This window comes from Collinsella sp. AM24-1, from assembly GCF_003470325.1.
GTDB lineage: Bacteria > Actinomycetota > Coriobacteriia > Coriobacteriales > Coriobacteriaceae > Collinsella.
Map to the genome: position 1 here is coordinate 27891 of NZ_QRHM01000010.1, position 20950 is coordinate 48840.

Annotated in this window: 17 protein-coding genes; 10 read left to right on the forward strand and 7 right to left on the reverse strand. The window is 60.4% G+C overall.

Translation table 11 applies throughout. From position 1 onward, the window contains the following. Positions 1–101 precede the first annotated feature (101 nt). Both DW661_RS05430 and DW661_RS05435 read left to right on the forward strand, forming a co-directional pair. Positions 102–1100 (forward strand): glycosyltransferase, encoded by a 999-nt coding sequence (locus tag DW661_RS05430; RefSeq protein ID WP_128620365.1) that lies wholly within the window; start codon positions 102–104, stop codon positions 1098–1100. A 132-nt stretch (positions 1101–1232) separates the two neighbouring features. Next, complete coding sequence (locus DW661_RS05435) at positions 1233–1670, forward strand: arginine repressor (RefSeq protein WP_006235280.1); 438 nt, start codon at positions 1233–1235, stop codon at positions 1668–1670. Between the two features lie 184 nt (positions 1671–1854). Here the strand turns inward: DW661_RS05435 and DW661_RS05440 are convergent, their stop codons facing one another. Next, on the reverse strand, positions 1855–4059 hold the full coding sequence (locus DW661_RS05440) for a transglycosylase domain-containing protein (protein ID WP_118934908.1): 2205 nt from the start codon (positions 4057–4059) through the stop codon (positions 1855–1857). 162 nt (positions 4060–4221) lie between these two features. Here DW661_RS05440 and DW661_RS05445 point away from each other — a divergent pair, with 162 nt between their 5' ends. The 4 genes from DW661_RS05445 to DW661_RS05460 all read left to right on the forward strand — a co-directional run bounded on the left by DW661_RS05445 (position 4222) and on the right by DW661_RS05460 (position 10641). Next, positions 4222–6180 carry a U32 family peptidase gene (locus DW661_RS05445; protein WP_158568413.1) on the forward strand — a complete coding sequence of 653 codons (1959 nt, stop codon included), beginning with the start codon at positions 4222–4224 and terminating at the stop codon, positions 6178–6180. A gap of 96 nt (positions 6181–6276) precedes the next feature. Beyond that, the gene (gene tyrS / locus DW661_RS05450) at positions 6277–7488 is read left to right on the forward strand and encodes a tyrosine--tRNA ligase (protein WP_006235283.1); all 1212 of its coding nucleotides are present in this window, start codon (positions 6277–6279) and stop codon (positions 7486–7488) included. A gap of 366 nt (positions 7489–7854) precedes the next feature. Continuing rightward, positions 7855–9675 carry an adenine deaminase gene (locus DW661_RS05455; RefSeq protein ID WP_118934912.1) on the forward strand — a complete coding sequence of 607 codons (1821 nt, stop codon included), beginning with the start codon at positions 7855–7857 and terminating at the stop codon, positions 9673–9675. 171 nt (positions 9676–9846) lie between these two features. Continuing rightward, a complete protein-coding gene (locus tag DW661_RS05460) occupies positions 9847–10641 on the forward strand; it encodes a Cof-type HAD-IIB family hydrolase (protein WP_118934914.1) in 795 nt (264 codons plus the stop codon). Between the two features lie 42 nt (positions 10642–10683). Here DW661_RS05460 and DW661_RS05465 read toward each other — a convergent pair whose 3' ends face one another. The 6 genes from DW661_RS05465 to DW661_RS05490 all read right to left on the reverse strand — a co-directional run bounded on the left by DW661_RS05465 (position 10684) and on the right by DW661_RS05490 (position 15293). Further along, on the reverse strand, positions 10684–11526 hold the full coding sequence (locus DW661_RS05465; protein ID WP_118934916.1) for a Cof-type HAD-IIB family hydrolase: 843 nt from the start codon (positions 11524–11526) through the stop codon (positions 10684–10686). Between the two features lie 87 nt (positions 11527–11613). Continuing rightward, a complete protein-coding gene (locus DW661_RS05470; RefSeq protein WP_117630075.1) occupies positions 11614–13032 on the reverse strand; it encodes a citrate synthase in 1419 nt (472 codons plus the stop codon). Between the two features lie 77 nt (positions 13033–13109). Continuing rightward, positions 13110–13397: an ACT domain-containing protein gene (locus DW661_RS05475; protein ID WP_006235289.1), complete on the reverse strand. Its 288-nt coding sequence runs from the start codon at positions 13395–13397 to the stop codon at positions 13110–13112. 396 nt (positions 13398–13793) lie between these two features. Next, entirely contained in the window at positions 13794–14501 is a 708-nt protein-coding gene (locus tag DW661_RS05480) for a site-specific integrase (RefSeq protein WP_255360342.1), read from the reverse strand. 18 nt (positions 14502–14519) lie between these two features. Next, the gene (locus DW661_RS05485) at positions 14520–14771 is read right to left on the reverse strand and encodes a helix-turn-helix transcriptional regulator (protein ID WP_006235292.1); all 252 of its coding nucleotides are present in this window, start codon (positions 14769–14771) and stop codon (positions 14520–14522) included. Positions 14772–14780: 9 nt separating this feature from the next. Beyond that, entirely contained in the window at positions 14781–15293 is a 513-nt protein-coding gene (locus DW661_RS05490) for a DUF2975 domain-containing protein (RefSeq protein ID WP_006235293.1), read from the reverse strand. 135 nt (positions 15294–15428) lie between these two features. On the opposite strand from DW661_RS05490, the gene DW661_RS05495 reads away from it, so the two are divergent. From DW661_RS05495 to DW661_RS05510, 4 genes are all read left to right on the forward strand, one after another. After that, the gene (locus DW661_RS05495; RefSeq protein WP_118934918.1) at positions 15429–17651 is read left to right on the forward strand and encodes a hypothetical protein; all 2223 of its coding nucleotides are present in this window, start codon (positions 15429–15431) and stop codon (positions 17649–17651) included. A gap of 5 nt (positions 17652–17656) precedes the next feature. Continuing rightward, on the forward strand, positions 17657–18397 hold the full coding sequence (locus DW661_RS05500; RefSeq protein ID WP_158568414.1) for an ATP-binding cassette domain-containing protein: 741 nt from the start codon (positions 17657–17659) through the stop codon (positions 18395–18397). Between the two features lie 279 nt (positions 18398–18676). Next, the gene (locus DW661_RS05505) at positions 18677–20365 is read left to right on the forward strand and encodes an ABC transporter ATP-binding protein (RefSeq protein WP_158568415.1); all 1689 of its coding nucleotides are present in this window, start codon (positions 18677–18679) and stop codon (positions 20363–20365) included. Between the two features lies 1 nt (position 20366). Continuing rightward, positions 20367–20711 carry a hypothetical protein gene (locus DW661_RS05510; RefSeq protein WP_118934922.1) on the forward strand — a complete coding sequence of 115 codons (345 nt, stop codon included), beginning with the start codon at positions 20367–20369 and terminating at the stop codon, positions 20709–20711. Positions 20712–20950: the final 239 nt, after the last annotated feature.

A 20950-nucleotide genomic window follows, 5' to 3' on the forward strand; every position in this document is an offset into this window, starting at 1 on the left:
ATTGCCGGGGTGTACCATGAACCACGGTTTGATTCATTGCTGTCGAGAGGACGGATAATTTGGTTCGACGTGGTTCGCATCCGCGACTTTCGGTGATCCTTGTGGTAGAAGGTTCGCCCAGCTATGCGATGCGTGCGCTCGAGAGTATCCAGAACCAAGACCTCTACGATTTGCAGATTGTCGTTGTCTGCCGCGATGCTGCGCCCGGTGTGCGCCATTCGCTTCAAGTTGCTGCCGACAGGGACATCCATATTGATTTGATTGACGTCGAGGACGCGAAGCGCGGCGCTTGTCTTCGTGCCGGTTTTGATGCCTCGCGCGGCTCTCAAATCATCGCCATGAACGCCGATGAGTGGTTTGCTCCGCAGGCCCTTTCCAAGATGGTCGATATCGCGTGCGATACTGCGGCAGACATTGTGCTCCCCTCGGTGTCGCTCGATCGATACGATGCGCATCGCGAGCGTCATTCGCGCGTCTTGGATGCTGCCTCTATTGCCATAGAAGACGAGTCTTCTATGGTGACTGGGCTGCCCCAGTTGATTTTGGGCGGCCTAGTCGCTCAGACCTCTGGCGTGATGTATAGCCGTCCGCTGTTTGAGGCATGCCTGTCGCGCGGCAAGGCGTACCGTACGGTTGAGTTTATGGCTTATGCGCTCTCGCAGGCACGATTCGTGTCCGGCTGCGGCGACGCTTGTTTCCACGCGGCGGCACCTAAGCTTACAGATGCCTTTGATCCCACCATGTATGCCAGGATATCCGATGACACTCGAGCGCTCGACGAGCTTGCGGACTCACTCTCGGAAGCAGATAGCGGTGGTCGGCTCAAGCTGGCAAGCCAAAAGTTCTACTTTGCCGGACTGGTCGCCTGCATCGAGAATTTGTGTCTGAGCCCGCATGGGGTGTCGTCAATCGAGCGTTCCGCCCGCATGCGTGATATGCTCGAGGCGCCTCGAACCCGTCAGATGGTCGCCGCGCTCAAGGATAACCATCGGGGACTCGGTCTGTTGTTTGGGCCGATCGCCAGCGCCAAGCCCGCGCGCTGCGTGATGTGTACGCATCTGGCAGCTTTTCTTAACCGGACGGGCGCAAAAACCGCCTAAACGGCTCATTACGAAACAAACTTGCATAGAATTGTTTCGAAATGCGTTCTTATACACAAAAGCCTTCAAATAGCGTTAAACTATTCAATCACTGATTGATTGTCTCCGCCATCTTTTGGAGAGAGGGTTTGTATGGCTAAAAAACGCAATGGGCGCCAGGATGCCATTAGAGATATTGTGCGCAATAAGGATGTCCGCACGCAGCGCGTGCTGGTCGATGAGCTCCGTGCTATGGGCTTTGATTGCACGCAGGCGACTGTCTCTCGCGATATTGCCGATATGGGGCTGCGTAAGCTCCCTGAGGGCATCTATGTTCTGGCAGAGGACCTGCACCTGCAGCGTATGGTTTCCGAGCTCGTAACGGGCGTTCTGCGTACTGATAATCTGGTTATGATCAAGGCTCAGCCTGGCACGGCTTCCGGCATCGCCGCCGCCGTTGATGCGGCAGAGTTACCCGATGTGCTTGGCTCGCTTGCCGGCAACGATACGATTTTGGTTATTGCCCAGACGGCCGAGGACGGCGAGCGTCTCGAGGCGCTGATCAATAAGTTGAGCAATTCTCGCAAGTAGGTGTGCGGGTCGTGCGCTCGGCATTGTGTGCGCTGACATAGTGGCTTGTAAGGGGCATCGACGTTGGTCGGTACCCCTTTTTGTTTGCCGGTATAAAGACCGCCCACCAGGTCGCTTCAAACTAAAAGGCCCCGAGCAGTTCAATAAGCTGCTCGGGGCCTTGTTGGCTTTAGTCGCGTACTTCTTAGCCGACCGTATCGTCAGGCGTGGGCGAGGGGTCGGGAGTGGGCGTAGGCGTAGGCGTAGGCGTAGGCGTGCCGCCATCGCCGCCGGTCGAACCACCAGTGGAGCCACCCGTCGAGCCACCGGTCGTACCGGTGCCGCCGGTGGTGTCGCCGCCCGTGGTCTCGGTGGTCGTGGTCGTCGTGGTAGTCGTTGTGGTGGTTTCCTCTTCCTCTTCGTCCTTGTCCTTGTCGTCGTTCTCCGACTTCTTGGTGTTGTTGGTGCCGTAGAACTTCCAGACGCTGTTGTTCTTGTAGGTGGGCGCCGTTCCGGTCGCAAACTCCTCGCGCTCGGTACCGGTCAGAACGGTGTTCATAAACCGCTTAAAGACAGGCAGGTTGGTGCTGTCGCCCAGCAGGTCCGTGCCGTACTTTTGGATGGGGATCTCGCCCGCGGAATAGCCGGTCCACAGGGCGCACGCCAGCTGCGGGGTATAGCCGCAGAACCACAGGTTGGTGGTGTTGTCGGTGGTGCCCGTCTTGCCGGCATAGGGCTGGTTGACGCTTAGGGCACCGGCAGCGCCCGTACCGCCGCCCTGCATGACGCCGGACAGAACATCGGTGACCGCGGCGGCCTCGCCCTCGGTAAGCACCTGTGAGGGATTGTCAGTGTGCTGGTACAGCACCGAGCCGGTACGAGAGTCAATCTCGGTGATGGCGATCGGCTGGCGATAGTAGCCGCCATTGGCAAACGTCGCGTAGGCGGCGGCCATCTCGAGCGGCGAGATCGAGCCGGTGCCGAGCGTCATGACGGGAACGTCCTCGATGTTGTCCTTGGCGGGATCGATGCCGAGCTTTTTGACGAGCGAGATGATCTTGCTGTTGCCGACGGCTTCCGCCACCTGGATGTAGCCGGTGTTGGAGGAGTATGCCGTCGCCTGCTTAAGCGTGATGTTGCCATAGCTATGGTTGGCGTAGTTTTGGACCTCGGTCGTGGTGCCCTTGGCCTTGAGCGGCGAGTTGCAGTTGAGGGTGACGTTGGGGTTCATGCCGTTTTGGATGGCAGTTGCCAGCGTAAAGGCCTTAAAGGTGGAGCCGACGGGACGCTTGGCCGTGGCATGGTTTACGTGGTTCTCGTCGGCGTTGTAGTCGTAGCCGCCCACCATGCACTTGATGTAGCCGGTCTTGGGGTCGACGACGACCATGCCCATGTCCAGGCCGTCGAGCGAGAGCGTGTCGAGCTGCTCGCGAACGGCATTCTCTGCCACCTGCTGCATCGTGGGATCGATGGTGGTCTTGACGGTCAGACCGCCCTTAAAGAGCACGTCGGTCGAGAACTCCTGCTCCAGCAGCTGCTTGACGTAGGAGACAAAGTAGGGCTGCGAGTAAACGTCGACGCCGCTGCCCGAGATTTCGGTCACGTTGAGGGTGATGGGCTCGGCCTGTGCGGCATCGTGCTCCTCCTGGGTGATGTGGCCCAGGCGCAGCATGTTGTCGAGAACCTTGTTGCGGCGAGACAGTGCCAGATCGGGATTGACCGTGGGGTCGTACTGCGAAGGCGAGTTGGGAAGGCCGATGAGTAGCGCGGACTCGCTCAGGGTGAGGTCGGCGGCGCTCTTGGACAGATAGGTCTCGGCTGCGGCCTCGATGCCGTAGGCGCCGTGGCCGTAATAGATGGTGTTGAGGTACATCATGAGGATCTCGTCTTTGGAGTACATGTCCTCCATCTTGATGGCGATGTAGGCCTCGCGCACCTTACGCTCAATGGTCGAGTCGAATTGCTCCTCCTGCAGGATGGTGTTGCGCACAAGCTGCTGGGTGATCGTCGAGGCGCCTTCGTGCCCGCCGCCGAGGGTTGCCACCGCAGCACGCGCGATACCCCACAGGTCGATACCGCCGTGCTCGTAGAAGCGCTCGTCCTCGACGTCAACGGTGCCCTGCAGCACGTAGGGGGAGACCTCGTCCTTGGTGATAGACTTGCGGTTTTGCGTGTAGAAGCTCGCGATCTTGTTGCCGTTGCAGTCGACGATCTCGGTGGGCTCGCTCACCAGATACGCGTTGGCGTCGGTGTAGTCGGGCAGATCGGACAGCCAGCGGTTGACGTTGCCGACCATGCCGATGCCAAATGCCACGCCCGCAATCAGCAGAAAGCCCAAAAACGAGAGCAGGATTATGGGCAGAGCATGCGTCTTTGAACGGCTGCGTCCCTGTCGTTGGCGAGGACCCATATATTGACCTCCAGGTATGTCGTGCCGGACGGTGGATGTGCCGTCGGGGCAGGATGGACATAAGTTATTACACGATAAACCAAACGGGGCGCGCGAGGCCTCGTGTATGCTGGAAGACGGCATTTTTCAGAGTGAATGCATACCTTGGTAAGGAGTTTGTCGATGGCGATTCGGACGATGGGGCCGAGCGGACAATACGAGACTGGATTGGATGCTGCCGGTGCGGCGCTGCCCGAGCTGCTGGCGCCGGCGGGCGGACTCGACCAGATGCTTGCGGCCATCGCCGCGGGTGCCGATGCCATCTATGCGGGGTTGGGCGGCTTTAACGCCCGTGTGAGCGCCCATGGCTTTACGGATAACGAGTTTGCGCGCGGCTGCGCCGTGGCGCATGCCCATGGCGTGCGTGTGTACGTAACGCTCAACGTGTTCGTGTTTGACGATGAGTTGTCCGACGCGGTGGCGTTGGGAGCTCATGCACTGGAGCTGGGCGCCGATGCTCTGATTGTCGCCGATGCCGGGTTGGCCTGCGCGCTGCGCGCGGCGATTCCCGGGGTCGAGATTCACCTGTCCACGCAGGCGGGCGCTCATAGCGAGGGTGCCGTGCGGCTTGCCGCCGATGAGCTGGGGGTCGAGCGCGTGACGACGGCACGCGAGCTGACGGTCGACGAGATTGCCTCCTTGTGCGGTACGGGCGTGCCTATCGAGGTGTTCTGCCACGGGGCCATCTGCATTGGCTACTCGGGTGCTTGTGAGTTCTCAGCCCTGAGACGCGGGCGCTCGGCGATGCGCGGGGAATGCACACAGCCGTGCCGTCTGGCGTACGACCTGGTGGACGAGGCGGGACAGAGCGTTGTCGCCGTCGAGGGAGATCGCCTGCTGTGCCCGCGCGACTATCTGGGTATTGCGCATCTGCCCGAGCTTGTAGATGCCGGCGTGGCGTCGCTCAAGATCGAGGGGCGCATGAAGAATCCCGACTACGTCTTTAACGTGGTGCGGGTGTGGCGCCGGGCGCTCGATATGCTGTGCGACGGCGCGTGGGACCCCGGTGCCGTGGAAGAGCTTGAACGCGAGCTGGGCCGGTCGTTCAACCGCGGGTTTACCGACGCGTATCTGCGGGGGCGTTCGGGCGCCGAGCTTATGAGCTTTGAGCGTGCGATCAACCAAGGTGTGCGCGTGGGACGCCTGGTGGCCGTTGGCCACGAGGAAGTGACCGTCGAGCTCGATGCCGCCGTGGCGGCGGGTGACACGCTCGAGATTCGGTTCTATCCGGGTGCCGACGCGCGTCCCGATGTGCCCAAGCGCTGGCCGCAGGTGCCCTGCCCGGTGGATGCCGCAGCGGGGAAGCGCGTCGTCGTGCATTGCAAGCGTAAGGTGGACGCGGGCTGCGAGGTGTACCTGATTCGCAGTGCCGGCGTGCTGGGGCAAACGGCAACGGTGTTGGAGCGCATGCGGGCCGAGGCAGATGCGATTGCGCCCGTTGCACGTGCCGTTGAGGTACTGCCCTTTGAGGACGTTGCGGTGGATGGCGGTGCGTCGACGGAGTTGGTGGAGTGCACGGCTCCCGCTCGCATGGTTTTTGCTTGGCAGCTGATGGATGCCGACCCGCGCGGAGAACTCGATTTGTCCGACGCCGTTGTGGTGCTTGACGAGGTGTGCCGCACGGGTGACGCTGACCGGACCCGCTCACTGATGCAGCGTGCCGGGCGCGTTGTCTGCCGCAACCTGGGACAGGTGGTGATCGCTCGCGAGCTGGGCGTGACGTTTGACGTGGCGGCGCCGGTGTTCTGCGCGAATCGGGCCACGCTTACCTGGCTGCGCGGACTCGGTGCGGGGCGGGTGTACTTGCCGGCCGAGTTGCTCGGCAATGATGCGGAGCGTATTGCCGAACTGGCTGCTGAACCCGGCGTCTGGGGTCCGGTCGACGCCGACTGTTCCGAGCTTATGGTGTGCGAGCACTGCCTGCTGACCGCCGAGGGCGTCTGCGCTACCGATGCGACGGGACAGGTCCGTTGCCGCGACTGCTTGCGTCGTCGGCAGGTGCGCTATCTGGTCGAGCGTGACGGTACACGTCTGTCAGTTGCCATCGACGCGTGCGGCAGGACGAGGATTTTCCTGTCGTAGGTGCCGCGTCGCGTCAGTTTGTTATCATATGAGAGTTTATGGACTTCCAGCACCGCCGTATCCGGTGAGGGTGCTATAGCAAAAGGAGGATACCCAATGCTGTCTGTTGACGAGCAAATGCGTATCATCACCTCGGGCGCCGCGCAGATCGTTCCCGAGGCCGACCTTCGCAAGAAGCTTGAGAAGGGCGAGCCCCTCAACATCAAGCTCGGCGTCGACCCCACCAGCCCCGACCTGCACCTGGGCCATGCCGTGCCGCTGCGCAAGATGCGCCAGTTCCAGGACCTGGGCCACAACGTTACCCTCATCATCGGCAACGGCACCGCGCTGATCGGCGATCCCTCGGGCAAGAACTCCACGCGTCCGCAGCTTTCGCAGGAGCAGATCGAGGCCAACGCCGAGACCTACGTGAGCCAGGCCATGAAGATCCTGGACCCCGAGAAGACCACCATCGTGCACAACGGCGATTGGATCCTTTCGATGGATCTGGCCGGCCTGCTGCAGGTGTGCTCCAAGTTCACCGTTGCCCGCATTCTTGAACGCGACGACTTTACTAAGCGCTACCAGTCTCAGACGCCGATCGCCCTGCACGAGTTCCTGTACCCCGTGATGCAGGCCTTCGACTCCGTTCAGATCAAGGCCGACGTGGAGATGGGCGGCACCGACCAGCTCTTCAACCTGCTCGCTGGTCGCGAGCTCATGGAGAAGATGGGTATGGAGCCCCAGATCGCGCTCACCATGCCGCTGCTCGAGGGCACCGATGGCGTTCGTAAGATGTCCAAGTCCTATGGCAACTACATCGGCCTGACCGACGCCCCCAAGGATATGTTCGGCAAGACCATGTCCATCCCCGACGAGATGATCGGCAAGTACTATCGTCTGGCCAGCTCGCTCACCCCGGCCGAGGTCGACAAGATCGACGCCGCCCTGGCCGATGGTTCTGCCGACCCCTACGAGCTCAAGCGCGCTCTGGGCCGCGACCTGTGCGACACCTACCACGGCGCCGGTGCCGGCGACGAGGCTCAGGCCGAGTTCGACCGCGTGTTCAAGGAAGGCCAGCTCGCCGACTTCCCCGAGAAGCACGTTGAGCTGACTGTTAACGACGAGGGCCAGATCTACCTCGCCGGCCTGCTCAAGGACTTGGGTCTTTCGGCGAGCGCCGGCCAGGCTCGTCGCGATATCGACGGCGGCGGCGTCAAAATCAACGGCAAGGCCGTGGCTCCCAAGAGCTATAACATCGATCCCAGCGCCCTCAAACTGGGCGACACCCTCTCCGTGGGCAAGCGCAAGGGCTTCAAGCTTATTTAGTTACGCGGTTTTACCAAACCGCGTAACCGGTCGACGCTGCAAACCCGCCAGCGCGGCAATCTGCCTTTCAACTTCGGCGGCATGACCAGAAGGTCAATGCCGCCTTGTTTCAAGGCACCTTGCTCGCTCTGGCGGGTTTTCTGTCGTTGCCAAGACATCGGCGTTGCCTTGGTCGCAAGTAGTCATTGGGGACGTTCTTTAATGACTAGTCGTTTAAGAACGTCCCCAACGACTACTTTTGGACGCTTACCGTTAAGCGGAGGGGGTGTATTCCTGATCCTCCGTTTGGGCATACAATGGCTATTGGTTTGCTGCGGTGAAGGTCTGTCCGCTCCGCAGCTTTTTTCTACGGTTAAAGGAGTATGTATGTCCGTTGAGGTCATGAGGTCTGTGATCGATGCTGCCGAGGGGCGCGTGCCTGTCGACACGCTGTTTACCAATGCGCAGATCGTCGACGTGTATGGCCAGCGTGTGGCGCCCGGTAGCGTTGCCGTCAAGGACGGTGTGATCGTCGGCGTGCTCTACGATGGTCGCGACGATGCCGCTGGCACCTACGAGGCAACTGAGGTCATCGACTGCCAGGGTCGCTATCTCGCTCCCGGTTTTATTGACGGGCATTTGCATATCGAGTCTTCGAACATCCGTCCCGCCGAGTATGCTCGCATGGCCGCGACGCGCGGTACTACCACCGCCATTGCCGACAGCCACGAGATTGCCAATGTTGCCGGTCTCGACGGCTTGCGCTTTATGATCGAGGACGGCCGCCGCGCACCCATCTCCATCAAGTACATGATGCCTTCGTGCGTGCCCGCACTGCCCGACGAGCAGGCCGGTGCCGTTATTTCTGCTGCCGATATGCAGGCGTTTTTTGCCGAGCACCCGGGCGACGTTTTTGGCCTGGGCGAGATGATGAACCTGCCGGGTGTCTTTATGGCCGACCCCGAGACCTGTGCTCGCATCGATGCTGCCAACCAGACGCCGTCCAAGCAGGTCGACGGCCATGCGCCGCTCGTTGCTGGCAAGGACCTCAACGCCTATGCCGCGGCGGGCATTATCGCCGACCACGAGTCGACGATTCCCGAGGAGGCGCTCGATAAACTGTCCCGCGGCATGTATGTGATGCTGCGCGAAGGTACGTGTAGCCACGACTTGGCCAACCTGTCGCCGATGCTGCTAGAGAATCCCGCGCGCGCCCGCCGCTGCTGCTTTGCGACCGACGACCGCGCCCCTTCCGATGCGCTTGCGACCGGCATGATCGACAATGCCTGCCGCGTGGCTATCGACGCCGGTATTGACCCCGTGGTCGCTATCTCTATGGCGTCCCTCTCCACGGCCGAGGCGTTTGGCCTGGACCACGGTTGCCGCGACCCACACGAGCTGCGTGGTGCGATTGCCCCGGGCAAGCGTGCCGACCTGCTGGTGCTCAATGACCTGACGTTTGCCACGGCTCCGCATCGCGTGTATGCCGCCGGCGCGCTCGTGGCACAGGACGGCACTTTTGTGGGCGAGATTGCACCCGAGATGGCCGAGGTCGCGGCCCTTGCCGATGAGCTGCGCGCCTCCGTTAAGCTGCCGAAGCTTTCGCTCGACGTATTCAACTATGCCTTTAAGCCGGGCGAGGCCGTGATTGACGTGGTGCCGGGCAAGGCCATCACGGGCATGGTTCGCCCCGAGAACACCGAGGGCCTGCGCCGCATTATGCTGATCGAGCGCCACGGCCGCGGCTTGTCACTGCAGGCCGAGGGGGCCGACGGTGATGGCCCTGCGGGCCTGGGTCTTGTTGGCAAGCACATTGGTCGCGGCTGGGTGCGTGGCTTTACCATTACGGGCGGTGCCATCGCCTCGACGATCGGCCACGACTCGCACAACGTGTGCGTGGTGGGCGACAACGCGGCCGATATGATGGCTGCCGTTGAGGCCGTGGGCCAGGGCGGCCACGTGCTGGTGCGTAACGGCGAGGTCGTGGCGCGCATTCCGCTGGCGCTCGGTGGCCTTATGAGCGAAGGCACGGCCGAGGACGTTGCCGCGCAGCACGACGACTTTATGGTCAAGGCACGCGCCATGGGTATTGAGCCGCCGCTCGACCCCATCATGGGCATCATCTTCCTGCCCCTGCCGGTTATCCCGACGCTCCGCATCCGCCCCGAGGGCATGTTCGACGTTACAACCTTCACCTACGCCGACTAGTCATCGGGGTGGCGTGTCGCCTGACGCCGCGACCGTGAGACCTCTGGCATGTGTGAGCTATTTGCCAGGTCCTTGTAACGTTTGCGCCCGCAGGGTCTTATCTGAGCTCCCTTTGGGTACGTTGGAATCGGATACACGTTCGATTCCAACAAGTCCGAAGGGAGCTTTTCTATGTTTAAACTGATTGCATCCGATATGGACGGCACGCTGCTTGATGAGAATAGCCGGGTACCGCCCGAGACATATGAGCTGATTGAGGCCCTGCGCGAGCACGGCGTGCATTTTGCTGCGTCCTCGGGCCGCCGTTACGACCGCCTATGTGAGTTCTTTGCGCCCGTGGTCGACAAAATGGACTTTGTCGCGGCGAATGGTGCGCAGGTCTATGCAGAAGGGGTCGAGGTCGATCGCGAGGTATATTCGCATCTCGCCGTCCGCAAGCTCGCGCGCACGGTCAAGATGTTTCCTAACATGCATCTGGCGCTCTTTGATCGCACCAAGTCCTTTTTGCTCGACGACGAGGACAAATTTGTCCGCGAGATCGACAAAGATCTGCCCAACGCCGAACGCATTTGGGGACTGCCCGATCCGCATGTGAATATCATCAAGGCATCGATTATCTGCGATGACGGCAACGTGATGGACAACGCCTACGTGTTGCAGCGCGAGCTGGGCGACCTGTTCTCTTTCGCGCCTTCGGGCAACGCGTGGATCGATGCCATGCAACCCGGTGTGTCGAAGGCCTCGGGCATCGCACAGCTCATGGAGCACTATGGCGTCGAACGCGACGAGGTCATGGCGTTTGGCGACTCGATGAACGACTACGAGATCATTCGCTTTGTCGGCACGGGCTGCGCGATGGAAAACGCGCGCCCCGCGCTCAAGGCGGTGGCCGATCGCGTGGTGGGTCGTAACCGCGACCACGCCGTCCAGCAAGAACTCCGCCGTGTTCTGGAGAGCCTTGCTTAATCCAGCAGTTAGGGACGTTCCTTTTCTGCCGGGTTGCTGCTGCTAGGCGAGGGCGGCCATGATGGTGCGGGCGACGCCGTCGTGGTCGTTGTCGTATTCGGTGATGGCGTCGGCGGCCTCGCGGTCTTCGGGCTCGCCGTTGATCATGGCCATGCCGTGGCCTGCTGCCTGCAGCATGGGAATGTCGTTGATGTTGTCACCGAAGGCCCAGGCGTCGGCGAGAGACTCGCCCAGATGCCCACATAGCAAAGCCAATGCCGTTCCCTTGGTGGCTCCCTCGCCCATGACCTCGATATTCATGGCGTACGAACGCGTGACCTCGATGCCTTCGAGCGTGTCGAGCGCTGCCGCGATGGCGTCGCGATCGGCTGGGTCGTGCCAGTACATGGCGATGCGTTCGAGTGTCTCGACCTCGTCGATCTTGCTATCGATATCCATGTCGATCGGTGTTCGTGTGCGCTTGAGCGAAGCCGCGATGTGAGGATCCCCGCCACAGAATTCGTCCAGGCGCGTGTAGAGCGAGCGGGGGAGGAAACACTGCCCGTCCGCGAAGATATCGAAGGTCACATCGTGGCCGGCGGCAATGCTATGGACGCGGTGGGCGATGGCGCGGTCGAGCGGTTGGCTCAAAATGCGCGTAGCACGTGAGACATCGGTAGGCGTACCGTCGTCGAGCTGCCAGACGCTGGCACCGTTGGCGCAGACTGCGTAGTGTACGGCGGGGTGGGCGAGGATGGGCTCAAAGACGCCCGACAGCGGGCGCCCCGTGCAGGGCACAAACTCAATACCGCGGCGCGCAAGCTCGTCGAGCATCGCCCAGGTGGCGTCGCTCATCTGCTTATCACTCGTCAGCAGCGTTCCATCCATATCGGAAAACACAATCATTCGCTGCGATCCTTTCTACTGTCATAAAAAGCGTGGCCGAGGGCGGTGATGCCCTGGCCACGCTCGGGTTCTATAACGGTCCGCGTCCTAGCGATCGGCGAGCGGCTTGTATTCCAGCGGCTCGATAACCGGGCGATACGCGGGACGGATGATGCGGTGCGCGCAGAAGAGCTCTTCCATGCGGTGCGCCGACCAGCCGGCCATACGGGCGACGGCGAACAGCGGTGTAAAGAGCGTCTCGGGCACGCCGAGCATTTTGTAAATAAAGCCCGTGTACAGGTCGATGTTGGCGCAGATGGGCTTGGTCATGCCGTGGTCGCGCATCACCTGCGGGGCCAGGCGCTCGATGCGCTCGATGAGCGCGAACTCCTCGCCCAAGTCCTTCTTGGCGGCAAGCGAGCGCGCGTAACGGCGGCAGACCTCGGCGCGCGGGTCGCTCAGCGTATAGACGGCGTGGCCCATGCCGTAGATGAGGCCGGTGCCGTCGAAGGCCTGCTTGTCGAGGATCTTGCCCAGGTAGGCCGCGACCTCGTCCTCGTCCTCCCAATTGGAGACATGCGCACGGATGTCCTCGTGCATGGACACGACCTTGGCGTTGGCGCCGCCGTGGCGCGGGCCCTTGAGCGAGCCGATGGCCGCGGCGTAGGCGGAATACGGGTCGGTGGCCGAGGAGGACAGCACGCGGCAGGCAAACGTGGAGTTGTTGCCGCCGCCGTGCTCTGCATGCAGCATGAGCATCACGTCGAGCAGCATGGCCTCATCGCGGGTGAACGCCATACCGCCGCGGAGCACCTGTAGGATGGTCTCGGCGGTGGAGAGGCCGGGCGTGGGGTGCGGCACGTGAACCTCGGAGCCGCGAAGCTTGGCGATCGAGGCCATGTGTGCGAAGGCGGCGATGCGCGGGAGACGTGCGAGCATGGAAATAGCCACGTCGATCTCATGCTCGGGCGTAATCACGTCGGGCTCGGCATCGAAGGCGTAGAGCAGCAGCACGGCGCGCTGGAGCACGTTCATGATGCTCGACGACACCGTGGTCATGGGGAACTCTTTGACGTATTCGTCGCTCAGATGCCTAAAGGCGCCCAAGCGCTCGCAAAAACCGTCGAGCTCCTCTTTGTTGGGCAGCGAGCCCGTGATAAGCAGATAGGCGACTTCTTCGTAGCCATAGCGATTCTCGGCCTGGGCATTGTTGACCAGATCCTCGATGCTATAGCCGCGCAGCGTGAGCTTGCCCTGGTCAGGCACGACTTTGCCGTCGACCTTGTTGTAGCCGTGCACATCCGAGATACGAGTGAGGCCCGCGACCACGCCCGAGCCGTCGGCATTGCGCAGGCCGCGCTTGACATTGTGCTCGACAAACAGGCCCTCGTCATAAGGGTCGGTCGGCAGGCCGTGGTAGAGGTTTTCGCTCTCAGACGAAATCTGGCGGCTTGCTTCGTAATCCAGAACCAGGCGGCTCAAGTGGTCATCGAAGCGGTAATAGATTTTCTTGGCGTCGTAGGCCATGCGCGCTCCTCTCTGGGCCGCATCGGGGTGACTTGCATGGGCATGCGCGCGTCAGGCTATCCCCAGCGGCTTGCTCGCTACAGGCGGTACATAAAGTTAAAGACGTCCTCGCGCTGGATAGACACATTGACGCCCGAAAGCTCGCCGGCCTCGGCCAGGGCCTTCTGCAGCTCGGCAAAGTCGAGCTTGGACTCGGCGGTATCGGCCAGCATGGTCATGGTGAAGATGTCCTCGATAATGGACTGCGTAATGTCGCGGATGTCGACGTTGGCCTCGCCCAGAACGCGGGTGACGCCGGCGACGATGCCGGGGCGGTTCTTGCCAAGGACGGTGATGACGATACGGGAGGACGAGATCTCGGCCATGGGAAACCCTTTCGCGTGGTTGCGGCGCGCGCGGGGCGCTCCGCTACGGTACAGTGTTCATCATTGTACCTGTCTGGCGCAAAAAAGGCGCGCTCGCTGCGGCGTTACATGCCTGCAACATGAGCGTAAGGGGGAAGGCCGTACGGGGAAGAGCCGTCTGGCGCGTGTCCGGCTCGCGTTGGGTTGATTTCCGATCTCAGCCGAACACATTGAGCGGACAGGCCGTTCCCGCAGTCAGCCGAACGCCTCCGACGGCTGATTCCGAACTGGAAGCGGAGGGCATCCTCGCCCTTCGGTAGGGGATACCGCTCCGCGGCGCATGCCGCGGGCGGCGCCCCTATCGGACCACCGTGACCTCAGTTGGGATGGGCCCAGCACTGCCGCGTACTCGGTGAGCTAGAGCCAACTGTTCGTCTTCACGTCGCGTATGGCGATATTTCGGTCGTCCGGCTCGGTGATGCCGTAGCCGAACGCCTGGAGCGTCTCGATGGACTCCTGGATCCTCTGTTGGAACATGGGACCCGGATCGACCCTCGGCCCGAGGTGCCCGCGCCAAAGGCACGGCGTGGCGCGCAGCATGTTATGGATTTTGGAGATGGGCTCGATGTCGGCGTAGACGTTGAGCGTCGCCATGGCGTCCTTGTGGCCGAGGATCGATTGGAGCGCCTTGATATCGCCGCCTTGGCGGATCCACTGCGTTGCGAACGTGTGGCGAAGGCCGTGGAACGTGATCAGCTCGTCGTTGGTGCCCATGAGGCCGTTGGTCTCCGAGAACGTCTTGAACGCCCTGCGGATATAGCTTGTCGTCGCGAAGGTCGCGCCCGGTTCCGACAGGATGTAGCAGTCCCCGATCTCGACCGCCCCGGTAAGGCCGCGCAAGCGCAGCTTTCCGCAGTCGATCTCGTGGGTCTCCTTCAGGAAGGGGAGTAGGCCGACCGGGTCGATGGGGATACCCCTGGCGTCATGGGTCTTGGTGTCCTTGATGAACGAACCCATTCCCTTCGCGTACGCCACCGAGTGTCTGATCGAGATCAGGCCCGTCTCGAAATCCACATCGCACCACCGAAGGCCGCAGACCTCGCCGATTCGCATCCCCGTGTGCAGGGCGAGTACGACCGCCCTCTAATCCTCGGCGGACCAATCGAGTCCGAACTCCTTTCGGGCATCCTCTTCGCTCATGACTTCGAGAAGGTCTCCGGGTTGGCAACGAAGGGCGAGGCATAGCTGCTCGAGTGTGTTGAAGCGAATGCCGCGAATATGCCCTTTTTTAATACGGGACAGGTTCACGGGCGTGGTTCCAATCCTTTCGGCAAGTTCGTTCGAGGAAATCTTTCGCTCGGCCATGATCTTGTCGAGGCGAACAATTACGGGCATGGCGTTTCCTTACGCAATCTCGTCGGAGTCGAGGTACAGCTCTCGGGCGTACAAGAAGAGCTGGGAAAGCATGAACAGGACGATGCCGAGAACCAGAGAGGTCCAATCGAATGATGAAGCGATCTCTTGGGCGCCGACGGCCCCCTCGCCGCCAAACATCGAAACGGAGGTTTTGAGTGAGCCGGCGTAGAGGCTGGTGGCAGCTTGAACAACGAAGAGAATGCCGAGCACCTTCAAGCATGTCGCAGACCCTTTCTTGAAGGGGTCTCCGCTCTTGATCGTCCACACGAGAACGGCGCTGAGGATGGTCGTAGCGATACCGATGACGGCAGGGACCAATGTCGAGATCGCAAGGGCTGGATACGCGGGGGAGTCTGCAATTACAGGGTTGTCGAGCACTTCGATTGCTGGCTTTAAGGAGAACGCCACTTGTGCGATGGCGGTGGCGCAAAGGGTCGCAGAGGCTATCGCACATGCGATGCGGAAGGAATGAAGCCGGGGAGTGCGATTGTCGGAACTCATAATAACCTCCGAAGAATTTAAAAAACTCAGGTTACTTTTTAACAGTTTATGTTAAATTGACTTTGCCGGCAAGTAATAAGGGCCGAGCATTTTGTTCGGCCCCTCTGTTCCGACTGGATGAGGTTAAGGTTGGCGATGAATATGCTCAAAATCTCGAAGGCGATCTTTAGGTCGCTTCTCTCCTCCAGGTCGCTCTGTGTTGTCGTTGTTGCGTTGATGGTTCTTTGTGCTCTGCCCGTCTTCAGGAGCGCGGCTGGCATCGACGGACGGGTCGAATACCTCGAGTCGGGAATAACCCGTGTTGAGCAGGAATTGTCAGCATCCTATGCGGATGCGCTTGTGAATGCGGGGGAGGACGGTGTCTATACCTCTTCATCAAGCATGCCCGCGCTTCTGTACCCTCTTGCCGCGGGACGTCTTATCTTGGCACCGCTCTCTCCCCTACTTCCGTTTCTGCAGATATCGGATGGAGAGTACACCTATTATGACGGATCGAAGGAGTACTTGCTATGGGTCGCAACGGCCGTTGCCGTCTCGTTCCTTGCCGCACGTCTTAACAAACGTGAAAAGCTCATCATCCAGGCGCCGATGGGCGAGCTGGGTAGACTTGTTGCATCGAGCGTATGGGCGAGTGTTTTTGCAATGCTTGCCGTCCTCGCCATCAATCTTCCAGGGATAATCGCCGCGCTTGTGAAGAATGGCCCGGGCTCGCCGTTCTATCCGATAGGCTACATTCAATATGCGACTCCGGTTATCAAACCGGCTTGGCTGGTGTTCGCGCAGACGGCCATCTTGCAATTCTTGGTGGCAGCGTTCATCTCGCTTGTCGTTCACCTTGCCGTGAAGATTGCCAATAACCCTACGCTTGGAATCGTGTTCGTATGTGCCCTGATGGGGGTGACGATGGTTCCCGGGTATTACGGAAGATCCATCGCTTTACGTGAGTTCGCCCTGTTGAATCCCCTTACGTATGCGAACACTGAGTTGACCGTCGGCGCCTATAGCCCGTACCCGACAACGCAGATAGTGAATCTGCCTGGACTTTGCTTCGAGCGTGGCGCGATTGCCCTCGTATGCGCAATCGGGATCGAGGTGCTGGCAATTAGCCTGCTTTGCGTTGCTGGAAAGAGCGGCTGCGCGCGCCCGATATCCCCGATTTGTCTTGAGAGAGGTTCCTTCGCTGCATCGAGAACGGCAACTCGTTCGAGCGCTTGTGCCTCCGCCGTTGCATACGTAAGAACGATGGGGAAACTGCTCCTGCGTTCTCCTACCCTCGCCGTATGCGCGATTGCAATGTCGGCGACGATGCTGGCCCCGGCTCTGGTCGAGATGTTTCCTGACGCTGATAACGTTTCCGCTGTTCGGTATAGGGATGGGGAGCTCCGTTCAATAGATCGGTATCTAGAGCAGAACGCTGCGAATATGGACGTCGAGGGCAAAGCGGCCCTGGAAGACATGCGGGATGCTCTTTCGGGTTTCGTGTACGCGCCTATGCCTGCGGAGGGGTTTCGAGGCCTTGCGACGTACGAGCGCGCTCGAGGTGAGCTGGGCGCGGCAGATGCGACTCTCCTGCAATCGATCGGAATCGAGCCGGAGACTCCTTCTCGTGCGGAGGCGCGCGCCCTTCTGCTTGAGTCGATCGCGAGCTTGCCGGACCCCAAGGTTTACGAGTTAAGTACGAAGATGCCCCCATTAATCCTCCTTTCGTATCTCCAGGCAGCGCTTCCCTCCTTATTTTTGCTGTTGCCCGTGGTTGTCACATCGCTCGCGTGCACCCACCTGCAGTGTCGTTCCCTTCTGGTTCTCCAGATCCCCGCAACAGCGCATGTGCGTTTTCTGACGGCTGTTGCGCTGGCTCTCCTGCTTGGCTTGGTGCTGCTTTTGGTGTCGATGGTTCCCGCTGTCGTTGTGTCCGTGATTAAGAACGGTGCGGGTGGATCGGAGTATCCCGTCGCTCTCATTCGGGCGGGAGCTTCGACAACGTCCATGGTGGGGGAGGCGGTGTTGTGCAGTATTCCGTTGCTGGTCATGGCATACGGCGTGATTTCCGTCGTCGCTGCGTTGACAGCAGCGATTAGCCGCAACCCCGTTGTCACCGGAATGGTTTGCGCGGTTCTCTTGGTGTTGGGTTCGTTGAGCGCTCATGTTGAAAGCGTGGGCATGGGCGTCGCGCTGCTGGCTCCATTCGCCTCGTTTGATCCCGCTTCCCAGGTGGGGACGATTGAGTTCCTTGGGCGAGGGACGAACGCGATGCCTTTTGGAGAGGTCGTCGGCGCATCGGGCGCTCTGCTGGTGGTCTTGGGCGCCGTATCTCCGTTGATGGTGCGCCTGAGTGTTCCAAAGATCGAAAGGGGATGATCTCGATGATTGACCTTCAAACGCTGACGATCTCTTATGGAAAGAAGGTGCTCGTAGATTCGGTGAACGCTGAGTTTGCCCCGGGTACGGTCTACGGTCTCGTCGCTCCGAACGGGCATGGAAAGACGACGTTGCTGCGTGCGATGGCAGGTTTGCCGGGTCCTCGCGTGGACGGGAGCATCGTTCTGGATGAGGTGCAGGGTACGGGTGCGAGAGAGGTCCGTTCTATGATCTTCTATGCACCTGGTGAGGGGACGCTGCTGTATCCCGGATTGCGTGCGGAAGATCACCTCAAGATGGTTTGCGATATGTGGCCGCATGCTCGCGATATCGAAGAGATAGTGGAACAAACGCAGATAGGCGAGTTCGCGAAGATGAGGATCCGCACTCTGAGCCAGGGCATGAAGCAGCAGCTTACCCTGGCGATTGCGTATGCGACGGGCGCGCGGTACCTTCTATTAGATGAGCCCATGAACTCGCTCGACCCCAGCAGGGTGGACTTGCATTCCGAGATTCTCAGGAAGCTGGCCGATTCTGGTACGTGCATCATCATGTCATCCCACATCTTGGATTCGGTCGATAGGCTGTGCGATGAGATTCTGTTTTTGAAGGATGGGAGGCTCATTAGAAGCATTCCGCAAGATGATGCTGCGCCGAAGTCTCCTGGATCCCATTTCGCAAAGCCTGCCGGACGCGCCGAGGGTGCGCTAAGCACGTATCGGCGACTCTACGAAAAGGGCGGGTAGAAATGCAAGTTAAAAATCTATGTGGCCAATGTGATACCGTTGAACCCGCATATCGATACCGCTCAGCCATTCGCCTCGCCCCCGTCGCACGTATCTTCATCCGGTCTGTTACTTTTAATCTAACAATTCTTTGAGGAACGTAGGTGCTTCTAAATGTACTGTCGACTTCTTCTCAAACTAATCCTAAGAGACAAGGCCGTATGGATTTGTACGCTCGTTCTCGCTGCAGCCTTTTCCGTCCCCATTGCGTTCAATTCACCCATCTACGGGCCCTTCTTTATGAAACAGGGCATGCAGAGCTTTGTCGACGCATTCAATACGCGCGCGCCCCAGGCCAGCGGCACAGACCTATCTCCAGAGCAGCAAAATGACGCGGAGCTTGCAAGATACGCGAACGCCGCCCTTGCCGCTCAAACCGACGCCGCCTTTCTCGATTCTGCCGAGAGCTACTACGCGCTCATGGGCGAAGGCTTCCAATCCGGGTCCATCGTGGGAGACCGAGAGACCAATGACGCGGCGCTCGCATATTGCCGTGCCCTGAGCAGCTCCGGCATCACGGATATCCCGGCCTCCGCAAACGACCTGCCATTCCTTTCCTTCCTGCCTTACGCCATTGCCACGGCGCCGTCTTTCCTTCCCTTCATCCCCTTCCTTCTCTCGTCGATACTCGTGCTCGGCGCCACAAGGCCCGGGACCCTGGCGGCAAAGGCGCCCGCGCCCAAATTCCGGCGCCTTATCCAGATCGTGTTTTCGATAATCGTCGCGGGGACCGCGATGCTCCTCGCCGGCCTCGCACCCGGGGGCATTTACGCCTCGGTCCTAAACGGCTTCGGGCAAATTGGGTACCCGATCGCCTTCTTCCATGACGGCGCGCTTACCACCACGACCGCGGGAAACGTCTTCACGACCCTGCTTCTCGCGCTGCTTGCGGGCGGAACCTTGATATCCGTTTTCTCCGCCGTCCTATCGACCGCAACGAGGCGCGTCCTCGCAGGCCCCCTTACCTCCGCGCTGCTTGTCGCGGCCCCGGCATTCCCGTTGCTGTCCGATTCGGCGCTGGAGCATAACGCCGTGCTCGGGCTCCTGCCGCTGGCCGTGTTCTCGCCTATCGAGGCAACGGGTTACGTAGGATGCTTCCCGACAGAATTCATTGGCTCCGGTTCAGGCAGCGCATCGATGCTTGCCGTGGCCCTGGCATACGTCGCGGTCCTTTTTGCGGTCGGCGCCGTTGCGGCACGTTCCCCCAAACAGCCTGGACCCGCGAAAAAGCACCATGGGCTCGAGCTTCTGGACGCGAGCGTGGGATACGGGAGCACGACGATACTTTCAATCGGATCGCTTTTCCTGAGCCCGGGAACGGCGGCGGGCCTCGTTGCTCCCAACGGCTCGGGGAAAACCACCCTTCTTGAAGCGCTGTCGGGCCAATTTCCCACCCGTATCCACTCGGGAAGCCTGGCGGCAGACGGAATCAGCCAACGTCGATCAGCCGAATTTGCAGAACTCGTCTACCTGAGCTCTTCGGGCGGCGCGGATCTCTATCCCACGCTATCGGCCCGCGAGCACCTCTCTTTCGTTAGGGAGGCGTGGAAATCGGCCGCCGACATCGACTCGCTCTGCAGCTCCCTCGGAATCTCCCCATATCTCGACAAGCCGACCCGTAAACTCTCGACAGGAATGAAGCAGCAGGTAAAGCTTGCCATGGCGATAGCGACCGATTGCCCGTACCTCATCCTCGATGAACCGCTGAACGGCCTCGATCCGGGAAAGCGGAAAACCTCCTGCGACGCGATGCGCAGCGAGGTGGCGCGGGGACGCAGCGTGCTCATTTCAAGCCATCTGCTCGACGACCTGGCAGACCTCACCAACTCGTTCTACTTCATCGAGGCCGGCACGCTCGTGGAAAAGATCAAGTCGTCCTCGCAGACGCTCAAGCAGGAATACCTCGATACATACGAGGGAGGTGAATGACATGAAACTATTTGAACAGCTGAAGTCCAATGCGTCGCGCATGGCTGTCTACGCCATCCTCGTGGCAACGGCTTTATGCGGAATCGCGGCACCCGTCTATGCGCTCAACGGGGAGAAAGGCGATGTCGAACCCGCGTACATGGCTTCGACGGTTAAAGACCGGTACAAAGCCTTCTCTGGAGACACGTTTTACGTAGCAGAGTACGACACGACCTACCGTCAGCTTCGCTACAACAAGAGATACGAATATCTAGGCGCAAAAGTAATCAGCTATACGTCGGGTTGGTACCGCTCCAGCTATGGACACATAACCCAGTTCAAGTGTAACTACCGCGTGTACAACTAAAGCAACCGGCTGGGACGAGGGGCGACGCAAAAGCGTCGCCCCCGTTTTTAACCATGCCAGCTGAACCTGGTTCAGTTTGGTTGATTTCCGATCTCAGCCGAACACATTGAGCGGAAAGGCCGTTCCCGCAGTCAGTCGAACGTCCCCGGGGCCCTTCTCAGGCCCCGGGGACGGCATTTTCCCAGTTGAAGGAACGGTGGAGATGTGTTTCGATGGGTCAGATTCGTGTCGTTCCGAAA